General features: G+C 73.2%; 13 protein-coding genes and 2 tRNA genes. 3 read left to right on the top strand and 12 right to left on the bottom strand.

What is annotated here, in order from left to right:
- The first annotated feature begins 2 nt into the window (after positions 1-2).
- Positions 3-179: a hypothetical protein gene (locus NNW99_RS23400; protein WP_215121088.1), complete on the top strand. Its 177-nt coding sequence runs from the start codon at positions 3-5 to the stop codon at positions 177-179.
- On the opposite strand, the gene NNW99_RS23395 is transcribed toward NNW99_RS23400, so the two are convergent.
- From NNW99_RS23395 to NNW99_RS23370, 6 genes are all read right to left on the bottom strand, one after another.
- Positions 176-967, bottom strand: coding sequence for a S16 family serine protease (locus NNW99_RS23395; RefSeq protein WP_215121087.1), 792 nt, complete (start codon positions 965-967; stop codon positions 176-178). The genes NNW99_RS23400 and NNW99_RS23395 overlap by 4 nt on opposite strands.
- 162 nt (positions 968-1129) lie before the next feature.
- A complete protein-coding gene (locus NNW99_RS23390; protein WP_215121086.1) occupies positions 1130-1771 on the bottom strand; it encodes an IclR family transcriptional regulator in 642 nt (213 codons plus the stop codon).
- A gap of 303 nt (positions 1772-2074) precedes the next feature.
- Positions 2075-3874, bottom strand: coding sequence for a DEAD/DEAH box helicase (locus NNW99_RS23385; RefSeq protein ID WP_215121085.1), 1800 nt, complete (start codon positions 3872-3874; stop codon positions 2075-2077).
- Positions 3875-4012: 138 nt separating this feature from the next.
- Entirely contained in the window at positions 4013-4435 is a 423-nt protein-coding gene (locus NNW99_RS23380) for a type II toxin-antitoxin system death-on-curing family toxin (RefSeq protein WP_215121084.1), read from the bottom strand.
- Positions 4432-4632, bottom strand: a complete 201-nt coding sequence (locus tag NNW99_RS23375; RefSeq protein ID WP_215121083.1) for a hypothetical protein — start codon at positions 4630-4632, stop codon at positions 4432-4434. The genes NNW99_RS23380 and NNW99_RS23375 overlap by 4 nt, the downstream gene beginning before the upstream one ends.
- A 91-nt stretch (positions 4633-4723) precedes the next feature.
- The gene (locus NNW99_RS23370; RefSeq protein WP_215121082.1) at positions 4724-6172 is read right to left on the bottom strand and encodes an MFS transporter; all 1449 of its coding nucleotides are present in this window, start codon (positions 6170-6172) and stop codon (positions 4724-4726) included.
- Between the two features lie 192 nt (positions 6173-6364).
- Between NNW99_RS23370 and NNW99_RS23365 the strand changes: the two genes are divergently transcribed.
- Positions 6365-6462: transfer RNA gene (locus NNW99_RS23365), tRNA-OTHER, on the top strand.
- Positions 6463-6483: 21 nt separating this feature from the next.
- A tRNA-Cys gene (locus NNW99_RS23360) sits at positions 6484-6555 on the top strand.
- Between the two features lie 73 nt (positions 6556-6628).
- On the opposite strand, the gene NNW99_RS23355 is transcribed toward NNW99_RS23360, so the two are convergent.
- From NNW99_RS23355 to NNW99_RS23330, 6 genes are all read right to left on the bottom strand, one after another.
- On the bottom strand, positions 6629-7156 hold the full coding sequence (locus NNW99_RS23355) for a hypothetical protein (protein ID WP_215121081.1): 528 nt from the start codon (positions 7154-7156) through the stop codon (positions 6629-6631).
- A 54-nt stretch (positions 7157-7210) separates the two neighbouring features.
- Complete coding sequence (locus tag NNW99_RS23350) at positions 7211-7699, bottom strand: DUF6083 domain-containing protein (RefSeq protein ID WP_215121080.1); 489 nt, start codon at positions 7697-7699, stop codon at positions 7211-7213.
- Positions 7700-7766: 67 nt separating this feature from the next.
- Positions 7767-8960 (bottom strand): SUKH-4 family immunity protein, encoded by a 1194-nt coding sequence (locus tag NNW99_RS23345; protein ID WP_215121079.1) that lies wholly within the window; start codon positions 8958-8960, stop codon positions 7767-7769.
- Positions 8961-9226: 266 nt separating this feature from the next.
- Complete coding sequence (locus NNW99_RS23340) at positions 9227-11536, bottom strand: xanthine dehydrogenase family protein molybdopterin-binding subunit (protein ID WP_215121078.1); 2310 nt, start codon at positions 11534-11536, stop codon at positions 9227-9229.
- Positions 11533-13530 carry a 2Fe-2S iron-sulfur cluster-binding protein gene (locus tag NNW99_RS23335; protein ID WP_215121077.1) on the bottom strand — a complete coding sequence of 666 codons (1998 nt, stop codon included), beginning with the start codon at positions 13528-13530 and terminating at the stop codon, positions 11533-11535. Before NNW99_RS23335 ends, NNW99_RS23340 begins: the two co-directional genes overlap by 4 nt.
- Positions 13527-14420, bottom strand: a complete 894-nt coding sequence (locus tag NNW99_RS23330) for a xanthine dehydrogenase family protein subunit M (RefSeq protein WP_215121076.1) — start codon at positions 14418-14420, stop codon at positions 13527-13529. The genes NNW99_RS23335 and NNW99_RS23330 overlap by 4 nt, the downstream gene beginning before the upstream one ends.
- Positions 14421-14471 lie beyond the last annotated feature (51 nt).

Raw genomic sequence — 14471 nt, 5'->3', positions numbered from 1 at the left:
CGATGAACCCCGACATCCACCTCGCCCTGCACCACACCCGCGCCGCCGAACTCCGCGCCGAGGCCGGGGCCCCGAGGCCCCTCAGAACCCGGCAGGCCCACCGCCTCCGGGCCCGTCTCGGCTGGACCCTCGTAGAGGTCGGGTTACGGCTCGCCACCCGGCCGGCGGCAGCCCACTAGCAGCTGGGTACGGACCCCTTCCCCGTCTCCAGGGCCACCAGCGAATTCACCGTGCTCTTCAGCGTGGTCACCGGAATCAGCCGCAGGCCCTTCGGCAGCTCGGCACGGGCATCCCCGCACTCCGCCTTCGGGACGAGGAAGACGGTCGCGCCGTCACGCTTCGCGGCCTGCGTCTTGAGGGCGACGCCCCCCACCGCCCCGATCGTCCCGTCCTCGGCGATCGTGCCCGTACCGGCGATGACACGGCCGCCCGTGAGATCCCCGTCGCTGCCGTCGCCGTCGAGCTTGTCGATGATCCCGAGGGAGAACAGCAGCCCCGCGCTGGGCCCGCCCACGTCGGCGAGCTTCAGGCTCACCTCGACGTCCTTGGCGTTGAGGCCGAGGTAGCCCAGCGCGGCCTGTGTCGCCGCGTCCTGGGACTCCTTCATCTGCTCCTCGTTGTGCTGCTCGATCTCCTTGACGCTGTCCCCGTTCGGATAGACGGCGTCGCGCGGCATGACCGCCTGGTCGGTGCGGAACCAGCCGTCGATGACGTCGGGGAGCGAGACGCGGGTGTCCGGGGAGGTCGCCTCGATGGTCGTCATGCGCAGTTGCCCGCGGGTGTCCCGGGCCGGTGCGCCGGAGATGGTGATCACCTCGGCGCCCTTGTTCTCCCCGAGCACGTTCGCCGTCATCCCCGGCTGCGCCACCGAGAACGGCAGCGGCGCGAACACCGCCGTGGCGAGCAGGGCGGCGACGGGCAGGGCACAGACGGCGAGGGCCCGGGGGCGCGTGAGGCGAGAGAACACGGGATCAATCTAACGCGGGGGTGCGATCCGGCCCGGATCAGGTCACCCGGACCCTGCCCGGACCCCGCCCGGACCCTGCCCGGGGCGGGCCGGGGAGGGGCCGGGGACGGGCCGAGGACGGGCCGAGGACGGGCCGAGGACGGGCCGGGGACGGGCCGGTGGTCAGCGCAATGCCTCCGCGACCTCCCGGGCCGCCTCGACGACCCGCTCCCCCACCCGCTCCGGCACCACGTCCGCCAGCATCACCACACCCACACTGCCCTCGACGCCCGTCACGCCCAGCAGCGGCGCCGCCGCCCCGCAGGCGCCGGCCTCCAGCTCGCCGTGCGTGAGGGTGTAGCCGGGGTCCGCCGTCGGGCGCTGCCGGGCCGCGAGGATCGCCTTGCCGGCCGCGCCCCGGTCCAGGGCGTGCCGGAATCCGGCCCGGTAGGCGACGTGGTAGTCCGTCCAGGTCGGCTCCACCACGGCGACGGCGAGCGCGTCCGCCCCGTCGACCAGGGTCAGGTGGGCCGTGGCGCCGATGTCCTCGGCCAGCGACCGCAGCGCCGGCATCGCGGCCTCCCGCACCAGCGGATGGACCTGCCGCCCCAGCCCCAGCACACCGAGCCCGACGCGGGCACGTCCGCCCAGGTCACGACGTATGAGGGCATGCTGTTCCAGAGTGGCGAGCAACCGGTACACCACGGTCCGGTTCACGCCCAGCCGGACGGAGAGCTCGGTCACGGTCAGCCCGTGATCCGTGTCGGCGAGCAGCTTGAGGACACGCAGTCCCCGGTCGAGCGTCTGAGAGGTCTCCGCGGTCACGACGCCCACTCCTTAGTGGTGAGGTCGGCGGCCCTCTGGCGGCTGGTGCGTCACCGAGTCCCGTCGGCGACGCGCTTCAGAGGCCGCCGATCGGCCGGCGGCCCGGCCAGTCCGGACCGCGTCGCTTCACGGCTGCGCTCCGCGGCGGCGCTGCCACGGGGCGTGTGCGTAGCCGGACAGTAGCGGGGCGGGTTCGCTGAGCGGAAGGCTCCGTCCAGAATCCGGGCACGTTCCAGGGGCACCTGACTCCGTTTGCCCGAGTACGTACAACGCGGGCCCCCACGGGAGGGGCCCCACCCGGCGTCACTTCATCCGGGTCGCCCACTCCTGCACCTTGGCGATCCGCTGCCGCAACTGCCCCGCCGTCGCCTCAGCCGCCGGAGGCCCCCCGCACACGCGCCGCAGCTCGGTGTGGATGACCCCGTGCGGCTTGCCGCTCTGGTGGACGTACGCGCCGACCAGCCCGTTGAGCTGCCGCCGCAGCTCCATCATCTCCTTGTGGGAGACCACCGGCCGCCGCTCGGCGGGCATTTCGAGCAGGTCGGCCTCCTCGTCCGGCTTCTTGCGGCTGTGCGCGATCTGCCGGGCCTGCCGCTTCTGGAGCAGCAGCTGGACCTGGTCGGGCTCGAGCAGCCCCGGGATCCCGAGGTAGTCCTGCTCCTCCTCGCTGCCCGGGTGGGCCTGCATGCCGAACTCGGCGCCGTTGTACATGACCCGGTCGAAGACGGCCTCGGACTCCAGCGCCTCGAAGGAGAACTGCTCCTGCTCGCCGGTGTCCTCGTCCTGCTCCCTGTTCGCCTCGTCCATCTCCTTCTCGGACTCGGCGTAGGGGTCCTCCTCGCCCTGCTTCTTGGGCTTGTCGAGGACGTGGTCGCGCTCGCGCTCCATCTCGTTGGCGAAGGAGAGCAGGTCGGGCACGGTCGGCAGGAACACGGACGCCGTCTCGCCGCGCCGCCGGGACCGTACGAAACGGCCGACGGCCTGGGCGAAGAAGAGGGGCGTCGAGATGGTGGTGGCGTACACGCCGACCGCGAGCCGCGGCACGTCGACACCCTCGGACACCATCCGCACCGCGACCATCCACCGATCGGTGCTCGCGCTGAAGTCGTCGATGTTCTTCGAGGCCCCGGTGTCGTCGGAGAGCACGACCGTGGCCTTGCTGCCGGTGATCTCACGGATCAGCTTGGCGTAGGCGCGCGCGGAGTCCTGGTCCGCGGCGATGACGAGCGCGCCCGCGTCCGGGATGGCCTTGCGCACCTCGGTCAGCCGCTGGTCGGCGGCGCGCAGCACGGAGGGCATCCACTCGCCGCGCGGATCGAGGGCGGTACGCCAGGCCTGGCTGATGGCGTCCTTGGTCATCGGCTCGCCCAGCCGCGCCGCGATCTCGTCACCGGCCTTGGTGCGCCAGCGCATGTTGCCGCTGTAGGAGAGGAAGATGACGGGCCGCACGACGTTGTCGGCGAGGGCGTTGCCGTAGCCGTAGGTGTAGTCGGCGGCGGACCGCCGGATCCCGTCGTTGCCCTCCTCGTACGTCACGAAGGGGATGGGGTTGGTGTCCGACCGGAAGGGCGTACCGGTCAGGGCGAGCCGTCGGGTGGCGGGCTCGAAGGCCTCCAGACAGGCCTCGCCCCACGACTTGCTGTCACCGGCATGGTGGATCTCGTCGAGGATGACGAGGGTCTTGCGCTGCTCGACCCGGTTGCGGTGCAGCATGGGCCGCACACCGACACCGGCGTACGTCACGGCGACCCCGTGGTACTCCTTGCCGAGCGGCCCCGCGCTGTACTCGGGGTCCAGCTTGATGCCGATCCGCGCGGCCGCCTCCGCCCACTGCTTCTTGAGGTGCTCGGTGGGCGCGACGACGGTGACCTGCTGGACGACGTGGTGGTGCAGCATCCAGGACGCCAGCGTCAGCGCGAAGGTCGTCTTGCCGGCGCCGGGGGTGGCGACCGCGAGGAAGTCCCGCGGCTGCTCCTGGATGTACTTCTCCATCGCGCCCTCCTGCCAGGCGCGCAGCTTGCTGGCGGTACCCCAGGGGGCGCGGCCGGGGAACGCCGGGGAGAGGTGGTGCGAGGCAGTGCTGGTGCCGGCGGTGGTAGTCACGGTCTCCGTAAGGGGGTCGGGCGGCTCGTCCGAGCGAGCCAAACGGCTCGGCTACGTATGACAACCGGGCCACCCTACCGGCGGCCCGGGCCCGTCAACGCGCGGACAAGCCCGGACCACCCAAGGGTGGGACCCACGTCACAGCCCCCTCAACCGCCCCGCGATGACGGAGATGTCGCTCTCGTCCCCGGAGGCCACATCGATGACCAGGTCGTACGCGGCGTCCTGGTCGCAGCCGGTGAGGTCGACGCCGTTGACACCGAGGAACGTGGCGGCGGCCAGCCAGGCCGTGCGCTTGTTCCCGTCGACCAGGGGATGGTTCGCGGCGATGGCGTGCAGCAGCGCGGCCGCCTGCTCGTAGAGGTCTTCGTAGGCCGCCGTGCCGAACATCCGGGCGCGCGGGCGGTGCACGGCGGACACGAACAGCCCGCTCTCCCGGACCTCGGGGGCGGGCCCCTCGCCCGGCCCGCCGAAGGCGATACGGGCGATCGCCATGACCTCCGCGACGGTGAGATGCCGGGTCTGCCCGGCCTGCCTGTTCTGGCTGCTCTGGCTGGTCATTCGCCGAGCCTCCGCAGCAGGTCGGCGTGCGCGCCGGCGAGCGACTCCGCCGCGACCCGCACCGGCGACGACTCCCGCGCGAGCTGGTGCAGTACGGCGTCCAGCGCGATGTCCTCGGGGAGACGGCCGGTGGCGTCCGCGAGGTCGTCGAGCTCCTGCCGGACGTGCGGCGGGAGGGGGATGGTGAGGTCGCTCATGCCGATGACGATAGGGAGCGCACCCGGGAACCGGCGAACGCATTACGCCTCGGCCCGCCCCGGCCCCGACAGCCGACACGCGAAGGGGTCCTCACCGCTCCCGCAGCCGCGTCGTCACCCAGGCCCCCACCAAGGCCACGCCCGCCATCGGCAGGAACACGGCGGCGAAGGCGGCCGGATGAGAACCGTAGGAGGTGTGCGCGGCCGTATGGCTCAGCGTGCCGCCACCCAACGCGGCGAAGGCGGCACCACCGGCGGAGAGCAGGACGACGTTGGAGAGGCCGTCGGAGATCTGCAGGGCGGCGGAGTTGGAGCCGGCTTCCGCCGGGGCGGAGAGCTTGAGCAGGAGCACGCTCGTGGAGGAGATGACGAGCCCCATGCCGAGGCAGCCGAAGGCCCAGGCGACGGCGACGGTCCAGACGGGCACGGAGTCGATCAGCACACTGGGCGCCGTGGCGATGGCCGCCGCCACCAGCAGCATCCCGACGGTCGTCAACCGCTCCCGGTAGGCCTCGAACCGCGACCGCGACTGCACCCATGAGCCCAGCGCCCACGTCCCGCCGCCCGCGGCGAGCGAGAACCCGGCCAGGGTCGGACTGAGCCCGCGCTGGGTCACCAGCATCAGCGGCACGAAGGACTCGGCGGCGATGAAGGACCCCGCGGCGACACCGCGCAGCAGCACGACCGACGGCAGCCCGCGGGCGGCCCGGTAGGTCCCCCTGGGCAACAGCCCGAGCACGGCGGGCACCAGCAGGGCCACGCCCGCGGCGCCCGGCAGGAGCGAGAGGAGACGCAAGTCCTGGGCGGCGTACTGGAGCAGCCCCGCGCCGAGGGAGATGGCCAGGGCGAGACGGATACGCCGTCGGTCGAAGGACGTCGGGCCCGCCTCCCCGACCGGACCGGCGGCCCGGCGCCGTATCTGCGGCAGCGCGAGCGCCAGCGGGAAGACGACGAGCATCGGGATCCCGACGAACACCCAGCGCCAGCCCAGCTGTTCCGTCACCGTGCCGGCGGCGAGCGGACCGACGATCGACGGTACGACCCAGCTCGCCGCGAACGCCGCCATGATCGCCGGCCGCAGCCGCTCCGGATAGGCCCGTCCGACGACGACGTACAGCGCGACGATCACCAGCCCACCGCCGAGCCCCTGCACGGCCCGCCCCAGGATGAACAGCCACATCACCCCGGCCGTCCCCGACAGCAGCAGCCCGACCCCGAAGGAGGAGATCCCCACGGCCAACGGCCCGAGCGGCCCCCGCCGATCGGACCACTGCCCCGCGAGCACCATCCCGAACAGACTCGTCGTGAAGTACCCGGAGAACGCGAACGCGTACAGCGCCACCCCGTCCAGCTCCCGCGCCGCGACCGGCATCGCCGTCCCCACGGCCGTCGCCTCGAAGGCGATGAGCAGCACAACGGAAACGATCCCGACGCTCAAGGCCCGATAGTCCCGCCCCAGCACGGACTCCCGCGTCTCGGCGAACGAGGGTTCGTCGGCGGCGTCTACGACTTCTGACTCACTCGGCTTGGGGACGGTCATGCCCGCCAGCGTAAATTCCACCCGCCCGGTTGCCCCCTGTCCCGAGATGGTGATCGCCCCCGACCTTGGTCGTACACCCCTGGCCGGATCCCCGCTCTGTGAACACCGTATGGCAGTCGCATTGCGACCCACCCGATCCCCTTGAGCACGGCTTTCCCACCGACCTACTGTCAGGACATCGAGTTGGAACACGGCCGTGTGCCCGAGTGGTTCAGGGGCTCGCCTGCGCTGCATCCACTAGCGAGCTCCGCTCGCGGGGAGTTACGCGGGTTCGAATCCCGCCACGGCGGCCGAAGTTCGGACTTGATCACGGCCGTGTGCCCGAGTGGTTCAGGGGCTCGCCTGCAAAGCGAGTTACGTGGGTTCGAATCCCGCCACGGCCTCAAGCGCCCTGACCAGGCTGCGCGGAGACAAGGACTGCGACTACCAGCACCTGCGGCGCAGGCTGTCCGGGGTTTACAGCTGGTCTCCCATGACAGCTGGTTCCGGCGGATGCCGTCCGCCACCGTCCTTGATGTCCTGTTCGCAGGTCTGTCCGTAGTAGGACTGGTCATTGGGGATCATCAGCACGCCGGCAACCTGCTCAGGGTGCTCGACGGCGAGCCAGGCGTCGCCCGTGAGGTCACCGTCCGGCCCGGACGCCTCGGACGAATAGACCGCCTGACACCCCAACGCCACACGCTTCTTGTCGACCGCGCAGGCGTCCACCACAGGGTCGAACAACTCGTCGGCGCCGTCGAACCGGTAGCGGAAGTGGACCTGGCCACCATCGGAGGGCACCTGTGGGTGGGGCTCAAGGCGCCAGTCGACGACTACGGCGGTGACACCGATCGGCTTCCCGTACGTGTCCTCGACCCGCACCCTGACACCGGCCTCACCGCGCTCCGCAGTCGTGTCGGTGCAGCCCCAGGAGGACGAGCAGCCGGACACGGCGAGAATCACCAGAGCCAACGGAGCGCCGGCCAGTACCCGTGCGGGAAACACTCAGACGACCTCCAGTCAGGGTGGAGCGGAGTTTGTCATCGACGCTCCACAGCATCAACCGGCATCCGGAAGCCGCTCCCGGGCGGCTTCCTCGTCGGCCTTCCTCCAGGCCCGGCGCGCGTTCTCCGCGCGTACGGCGTCCAGCCACCGCCAGAGGCCGATCTCCTCAAGTCTCAGACCGGGACAGGCGATCCGGTGCGGTACGCGGCACACGGCGCCGGGTGGGGGCTCGTCCGCGCGGCTGTTCCAGGCCGTTCCGTTGGAATCGACGTACCAGCGGTGCCAGGCGGGCACCATGTGTGCCGGGACCGGCATGTCCGGTTCGAGGAGGACGTGCCAGCCGTAGTAGGTGACACGTCGATCACCGACGAGCCCGCAGTTGGGGCAGACGGGCGGGGCGGGCGGCTCGGGCCCGGTGGCGCCTTCCATCGCGGCCTGGGCCCGGTCGGTCTTCTCCCACGGCTGCGGCACGCCCGGCGGCGCCTGCCGGTGTCCGTCGGGGTCGGGTAACGGGATGATGCTCGGCTCGGATGAGTCCCCCATGAATCGAGCATCGGGGGGTGTTCAGGACCAGGGTAGGGCGCAATCAGGGCGCAAGGGGGCTGGACCATCACTCTCCGGCCCATGATCCCGCCCCCTGCAACACCCCACCCGCCTCGTCCTGGAACGCCTCCGTCCAGTAGTGGCGACCCGATCTGCCCGCCATGACCCCCGTGGGGTCGACCGCCGACAGGACCTGGAGCATCGTCATGGCCAGCTGGTCGTACGTGTCGGTCGTCAGCTCGTGGTCCGACTGGGAGTCGATGGCGCGTTCGCGGTGGAGGAGCCAGAGGGTGAAGGCGAGGGTGGAGACGTCGGTGTTGAGGGGGTGCAGGGTCGCGTCGGGTTCGCTCCAGTTGAGGACCGCGCCCGTCTCGCCGTCGACGACGAGGCTGTTGTCCTCGATGAGGTGGCCGAGCCGGATCAGTCGGTGGGCGTGCGCGGGGAGTTGCGTCGGGACGTCGCAGTCGGCGTAGTACTCGGCGAGTGTCGCCAGGGGGACGTCCGTGTCCAGGGAGAAGACATGGGCGTCCTCGGGCAGGCCCACCTCGCGGAGGAAGCGGCGGGTCGGTTCGTGGGTGAGGGTCGAGGGGAAGTCGACGTCCTCGAAGCGGGCCGTCTTGCCGGGGCCGAACTCCTGGTCCAGCAGGCGGTGCGGGAGGTCGAGGGAGAGGCCGGAGGCGCCGCCGCGGCCCGCGACCAGGGAGAGGGGGCGGATGAGGGCCGCCATCTTCCAGAAGGGGGCCGGCTCGCCGTCCGTGCCGTCCCGGAAGACCGCGAGGAGGTGCTGGGACGCCTGGGCCACCGCCTTCGGGCCGTAGCGGCCGGCGTAGGAGGCGAACTGGCCGCGCAGGCCCGCCAGTTCGTCGGTCGCCTCGGCGAAGCGGACCAGGGTGCGCAGCGAGGGGGCCAGGGGGCGGCGGTCCATCAGGTCGGGGCGGTCGTGCAGGAAGGACGTCGTCGAGATCTCGCCCGTCGCGCCGTCCAGCAGGACCGACTCCGTCTCCAGGCCCCCGGGGCCGAGCAATCCGCCTATCACCAGCTGCTCGCGCAGCTCCGCCGACAGCCGGTCCTCCGGGTCGCCCGTCGAGTCCGCGACCGTGCGCAGGCCCTCCCGGCTCAGCTCCGCGAAGCTCAGCACGCCGTTCTCGCCGGGCAGTCCGGGGCCGGTCAGCCAGTGCCGCGTCGACGCGTGCGTCACCCACGGGTCCAGCTCGGACTCGGTCAGGGTGATCACCGCGGAACCGGCGTCGGTCGTACTCATGGGCTCCCCCGCATGTGCTTGCTCAGCGTCCCCAGGCGGAGCACGGCAGACCGCCCGGCCATGCGCCGGCAGCCGTCCCCCACTGCCCAGAACACTACGCCCCACCACTGACAACGCCCCGGAACAGCGACCCGCCCAGCGACTTCACGTCCAGAGAATTCACGGCCAGCGGCCGCGCGTCCACCTCACCAGACGCTCAGACATCCCTCGCGCGTTCCGTTCCCGCCGGAATCGCCTCCACGAGGAGGACCCGTCCGGCAGGGACGTCAGGAGCGTTCCGTGACCACCGCGGCCTGCGGGCGGATCGGCAGGCGGTTCACGGGGCGGCCCGTGGCGGCCCGTACGGCGGATGCGACGGCCGCCGGGGACGTCACGACCGGCACCGCGCTGACCGCCTTCGCGCCGAAGGGGGCGATGACGTCCCGTTCCTCGACCAGCTTGACGATGCGGATGTCCGGCGCGTCGAGGGCCGTCGGGAGGGCGTAGCCGGTCAGGTCCGGGTGGCGGATCAGGCCGCGTGGGGTGCGCAGGTTCTCGGTCAGGGCGATGCCCACGCCCTGCGTGACTCCCGCCTCGATGCGGGCGGCCAGCTGGGCCGGGTTCAGGATCCGCCCGACGTCCTGGGCGACCGCGAGTTCCACGACCCGTACGGAACCGATCTCGATGTCGACGTCCACCACCGCGCGGATCGCGCAGAAGGACATGCCCACGAAGGCGTCGCCCTGCCCGGCCTCGTTCAGGGGCTCGGTGGGGTGCGGGCGGCACTGGGCGGTGGCCCAGAGTTCCTTGCCGTCCAGCGCCTCGGTGACGGTCGTCGAGAGGACTCCGTCGTACGACGTGATCTTGCCGTCGTTGATCTGGAGCAGTTCCGTGGACATGCCGAACTTGTGGGCGAGCGGCTGGAGGAGCTGCGTGCGGACCATCTTGGCCGCGCGCTCCACCGCACCGCCCGACACCCAGGTGTGCCGGCCGTGGCAGGCCGCGCCCGCCGTGGGCTGGTCGGTGTCGACCGGCGCCACGTGCACCTCGTCGACGCCGAGCGTCTCCTGGACGATCTGCCGGGCCAGGGTCGTGAAGCCCTGGCCGGTCTCGACGGCCGCGCACAGCACCGTCGCGACCCCGTCCTGGACCTTGACGGTCGCCGTGGAGACCTCGTCCGTGCCCTCCGCGCCCAGCATGTGCACCATGCCCAGGCCGTAGCCCACGCCCCGGCGCACCGCGCCCGGTTCGCCCGCGCCCTCGGGGCCGCCGGGCAGCAGCCACTCGTCCTCGGGGGTGTCCTTGGGCAGCGGCGGCAGCGGGAAGTCCCGTACGGCCTGGAGCAGTTCGGCGACCGGGGCCGGGCAGGTCACCGTCTGACCGGTCGGCAGTACGTCGCCGGTCGCCATGGCGTTGCGCAGCCGCACCTCGGCCGGGTCGATGCCGAGCTTCTTGGCGATCTTGTCCATCTGCGCCTCGTAGGCGGCGCAGACCTGCATGGCGCCTTCGCCGCGTACATGGCCGGACGGGGGGTTGTTGGTGCGTACGGCCCAGCCCTCGATGAAGGCGTTCGGGACGACGTACGGGCCGCAGGCGAAGCCGACCGCGGCGGCGAGGGCCTCGGCGGAGCTGTCGGCGTAGGCGCCCGCGTCGAGCAGGATCTGCGCCTCGACCTTCACGAGCGTGCCCTCGGCGTCCGCGTGGTGGCGGTAGCGCAGGAGGGTGGGGTGCCGGTGGGCGTGGCCGAGGAAGGACTCCTCGCGCGTGGCCGTGAGCTTCACCGGGCAGCCGGTCCGCAGCGCCAGCAGGCCGAGCGGGAGCTGGAAGCCCTGGTCCTCGCGGTCGGCCGTGGCGCCGGGGACTCCGGTGACGACGACCTTGACGCGCTCGGGCTCCAGGCCGAAGGCGGCGGCGGCCGCGTCCCGGTCGGCGTGCGGGTCGGTGGAGGCGAGGTACAGCTCCACACCGCCGTCCGGGCGCGGTACGGCGAGGCCCGCCTCGGCGCCGATGGGCGCGGGGTCCTGGCGGCCGATGCGGTACAGGCCCTCGACGACGATCTCGCCGGCCGCGTCCGGGTCTCCGTGGTGCAGCGGGATGTGCCGGATCAGGTTGCCGTCGGGGTGCAGGGGCTCGGCCTCGAAGGCCTGCTCCGGGTCGGTCACCGGGTCGAGCGCCTCGTACTCGACGATGACGGCGGCGGCGGCCATGCGCGCGGTGTCCGGGTGATCGGCGGCGACGGCGGCGATGGGCTCGCCGTGGTGGCGTACGACCTCGGAGGCGAAGACCGGGCGGTCGGCCGTGCGGCGGCCGTGGAACGGGCTGCCGGGGATGTCCTCGTGGGTGACGACCGCGCGTACGCCGGGCATCTCGCGCGCGTGGGAGGTGTCGATCGACACGATGCGCGCGTGCGGGTGCGGTGAGCGCAGCACGGCCGCCCACAGCAGCCCTTCGGCCCACAGGTCGGCGGCGTACGGGAAGGTGCCCTCCGTCTTGGCGCGGGCGTCCGCGGCCGGAAGGGACACGCCGAGGCCGTGCGGCAGCGGCTCGGGGGCGGGGACGCCCTCGGAGGCCTGCGCGGTGGCTGATTCGTTGCTCACGCGGGGCCTCCGTCCTGGCCGTACGGCTGGTCGTGCGCGTCAGGGGAATGCGGGTCCGGGCCGTGCCCGTCCTGGCCGTGCGCGTCCGGGGGCGATCCGAAGGCCGACGGGTGGACGCCGCCGGCACCCGGGCCCGCCTGGCGCGGGATACGGGCCTCGTCACTGTCGCCCGCGGCGGGCCCGGCGTGTGTCTCGCGTTCGGCGACGACGTCCTTCACGGCGTCGACCACGCCCCGGTAGCCGGAGCAGCGGCACAGGTTGCCGCAGAGCGCCTGGCGGGTCTCCAGCTCGGTGGGCGCCGGGTTGCCCTCCAGGAGGTCGTGCACGGTCATCGCCATGCCCGGTACGCAGAAGCCGCACTGCACGGCGCCGCAGCGCGCGAGGGCCCGCTGTACGTCGGAGGGCTGCCCGTCCTCGGCCAGTCCCTCCACGGTGCGGACCTCGCTGCCGGCGGCGGTCACGGCGGGGACCAGGCAGGACGCGACGAGCCGCCCGTCGACCTGGACGTTGCACGCCCCGCACTCGCCCTGCGAGCACCCGTCCTTGGCACCGGCCAGTCCGAGCCGCTCCCGCAGCACGTACAGCAGGGACTCGCCGATCCACGCGTCGGTGACGGGGCGGTCGGTGCCGTTGACGCGCAGGACGAAGGAGGCGAGGGGGTGTTCCTCCTGCGGGAGGGCGGGTCCGTCCTGGGGTGCGCCGGCCTCGTCGTCCGGGGTGCCGGAGGGGTCCTCGGGTGCCGGGGCGTCCGGGGACTCGCCCTCGGCGGCCTCCGGTCCGGCGTCCGTGTCCGCGTCCGCCGTCTCGGGGAGGGGCACGGCGACCGGCTCGGCGGGACCGTCAGCGCCCTCTGCGGCGTCCGGGGCGTCCTCGGCGGGCCCGTCGGCCTCACCGGTCCCGGGAGCGGCCTGTGAGGCGTCCTGAACGGCCTCCGGGGGCGCGGGGGGTTCGGCGGCGTGTGCCTCGTACGGCTCGGAGGCCTCGGAGGGCGCGCGGTACTCGTCCGGGTGCCCGGCGGGGCCGGACGGTCCCGGTGCGTGGCCGGGTACGCCGGACGACTCGGCCGCGTGATCGGCGCTGTGATCGACACCGTGGTCGGCGAAGCCGGACGGCTCCGGCGCATGACCGAGCCCCCCGGGGTGAGGCGCGTTCGGGTCCGTCTCCTGCGGCAGGGGCCCGGCAGGCGGCTGCTCCGGTGCGTACGCGGAGGGCGCTCCGGCGAGTCCCCGCGGCCCGTGGCCGTGGTCGTGCTCGTGGTCCTGCGGGTAGCCCGGTCCGGCCTGTTCCTGGCCCGGCGCGTCCTGCGGGACCTGCTGGCCCCACGGCTCGCCCGGCGCCTGTGTCGCCCACGGCGCGGGCGCGCCGCCCGGGAGCGTGGCCGGCGGGTTGCCGCCGCCCCACTGCTCGACCAGCGAGGACGTGGTGAACTCGCCCGACTCGTCCGGAAGGTCGCCCCCGGCGACGGGGATGGACCACTGCCCGGTCACGTCATGGCCGGGCGCGGGCTCCGCCGCCGCGGCCTCCTCGAAGTTCCACTGCCCGGTGGCTCCCGGGTTGTACGTGAACCGGTCGTCCCCGCCGTGCTGCCCCGTCCCGGGGTCGGATCCGTACGGCGTACCGGAGCCGTAGGGCGCGTCGGAGCCGTACGGCGTGTCGGCTCCGTAGGGCTGCTCCGCGAGCTCGTGGCCCTGCTGCTGGTGTGCCGCGTGCGGGTCGTGCCACTGGGCGCCGTCGACGGGCGCTCCGGGCACGGGCCACGCGGCGGTGGCGGCCGGGTCGGTTCCGGCGGTCGTGGCGGGGTCGACCGTTATCTGCGGCGGTACGTAGCCGTGGCCGGGCGCGGCGAGGGGGCTGTCGGCGGCCAGCAGGGCGTCGATGCCGCCCTCGGGGAGCTCGACGAAGGCGGTGGCGCCGTCGTCGTACTCGCCCTGGGGCAGCGGGTCCCAGCGGCTGCCGCCCGGGGGTGTGCCCCGTCCGTGCTGGTCGTCGGTCACGACAGCGCCCTCCCCAGTGCTCGTCGGGCCAGCGCGGCGACGGTGCGCCGCAGGTGCAGTACGGCGGGCGGAAGCTGCGGTACGGAGCCGTCCTCGGCCGGGGCCGCGTCGGGGATGCAGGCCGCGGCGACGTACTCGCCGAAGGCGTTCAGCGCCTCCGGCACGATCGCGCGGTTGTTGTCCCAGTCGATGAGCCGGCCGACCCACTCCTCGGCCTCCAGGGGCCGCAGCGCCATCGGCGCTATGGCGCCCACCGCGCAGCGCACCCCCCGGCGCGCGGGGTCCAGGACCAGGGCCACGGACGCCACCGCGCGCCCGGGGCCGGTACGGCCGGTCGCCTTCAGGAAGACCTGGGGGGCGTGCAGCAGCGGCACGCGCACGTAGCCGATGAGTTCGCCGGCGCGCAGCATGTCCATCCCGGCCAGCAGGTGCGACACCGGGATCTCGCGGCGGACTCCGCCCGGGCCCGCGATGATCAGGGTCGCCTCCAGGGCGGCCAGGACCGGCAGCGCGTCACCGGTGGGGGCGGCGGAGGCGATGTTGCCGCCCAGGGTGCCCGCGTTGCGGATGTGCGGCGGGCCCGCGGCGCGCGCGGCGGCGGCGAGCGCCGGGATCAGGGCCGCGAAGTCGGGGCGTCCCATGCGCGCGTGGGTGAGGCCGGCGCCGAGCAGCGCGTGGCCGTCCTGGTACTGCCAGCCGCGGATCTCGCTGATCCGGCCGAGTCCCACCAGCGCGGCGGGCCTGAGCTGCCCGGAGTTGACGGAGGCCATCAGGTCGGTGCCGCCCGCGACGGGCACGGCGGCGGGCACGGCGGTGAGTGCCGCCACGGCCTCGTCCAGTGTTGTGGGCAGCGTGACGGCCTGCGCCGCCTGCGGTGCGTGCGTGGTCAAACCGGCTGCCCCTTCCCGCTGCCCCACCTGGTCCCACCTGTGCTGCCGTAC

The sequence above is a fragment of the Streptomyces sp. CRCS-T-1 genome (assembly GCF_024442335.1).
GTDB classification, from domain to species: domain Bacteria; phylum Actinomycetota; class Actinomycetes; order Streptomycetales; family Streptomycetaceae; genus Streptomyces; species Streptomyces koelreuteriae.
This window is presented reverse-complemented; position numbering and strand designations above follow the sequence as displayed.

What these genes read in the sequence shown, in the direction of transcription:
- NNW99_RS23400 (WP_215121088.1), top strand. Translation starts at nt 3, where the DNA reads ATGAACCCCGACATCCACCTCGCCCTGCACCACACCCGCGCCGCCGAA.
- NNW99_RS23345 (WP_215121079.1), bottom strand. Translation starts at nt 8,960, where the DNA reads ATGAGTACGACCGACGCCGGTTCCGCGGTGATCACCCTGACCGAGTCC.
- NNW99_RS23350 (WP_215121080.1), bottom strand. Translation starts at nt 7,699, where the DNA reads ATGGGGGACTCATCCGAGCCGAGCATCATCCCGTTACCCGACCCCGAC.
- NNW99_RS23370 (WP_215121082.1), bottom strand. Translation starts at nt 6,172, where the DNA reads ATGACCGTCCCCAAGCCGAGTGAGTCAGAAGTCGTAGACGCCGCCGAC.
- NNW99_RS23380 (WP_215121084.1), bottom strand. Translation starts at nt 4,435, where the DNA reads ATGACCAGCCAGAGCAGCCAGAACAGGCAGGCCGGGCAGACCCGGCAT.
- NNW99_RS23375 (WP_215121083.1), bottom strand. Translation starts at nt 4,632, where the DNA reads ATGAGCGACCTCACCATCCCCCTCCCGCCGCACGTCCGGCAGGAGCTC.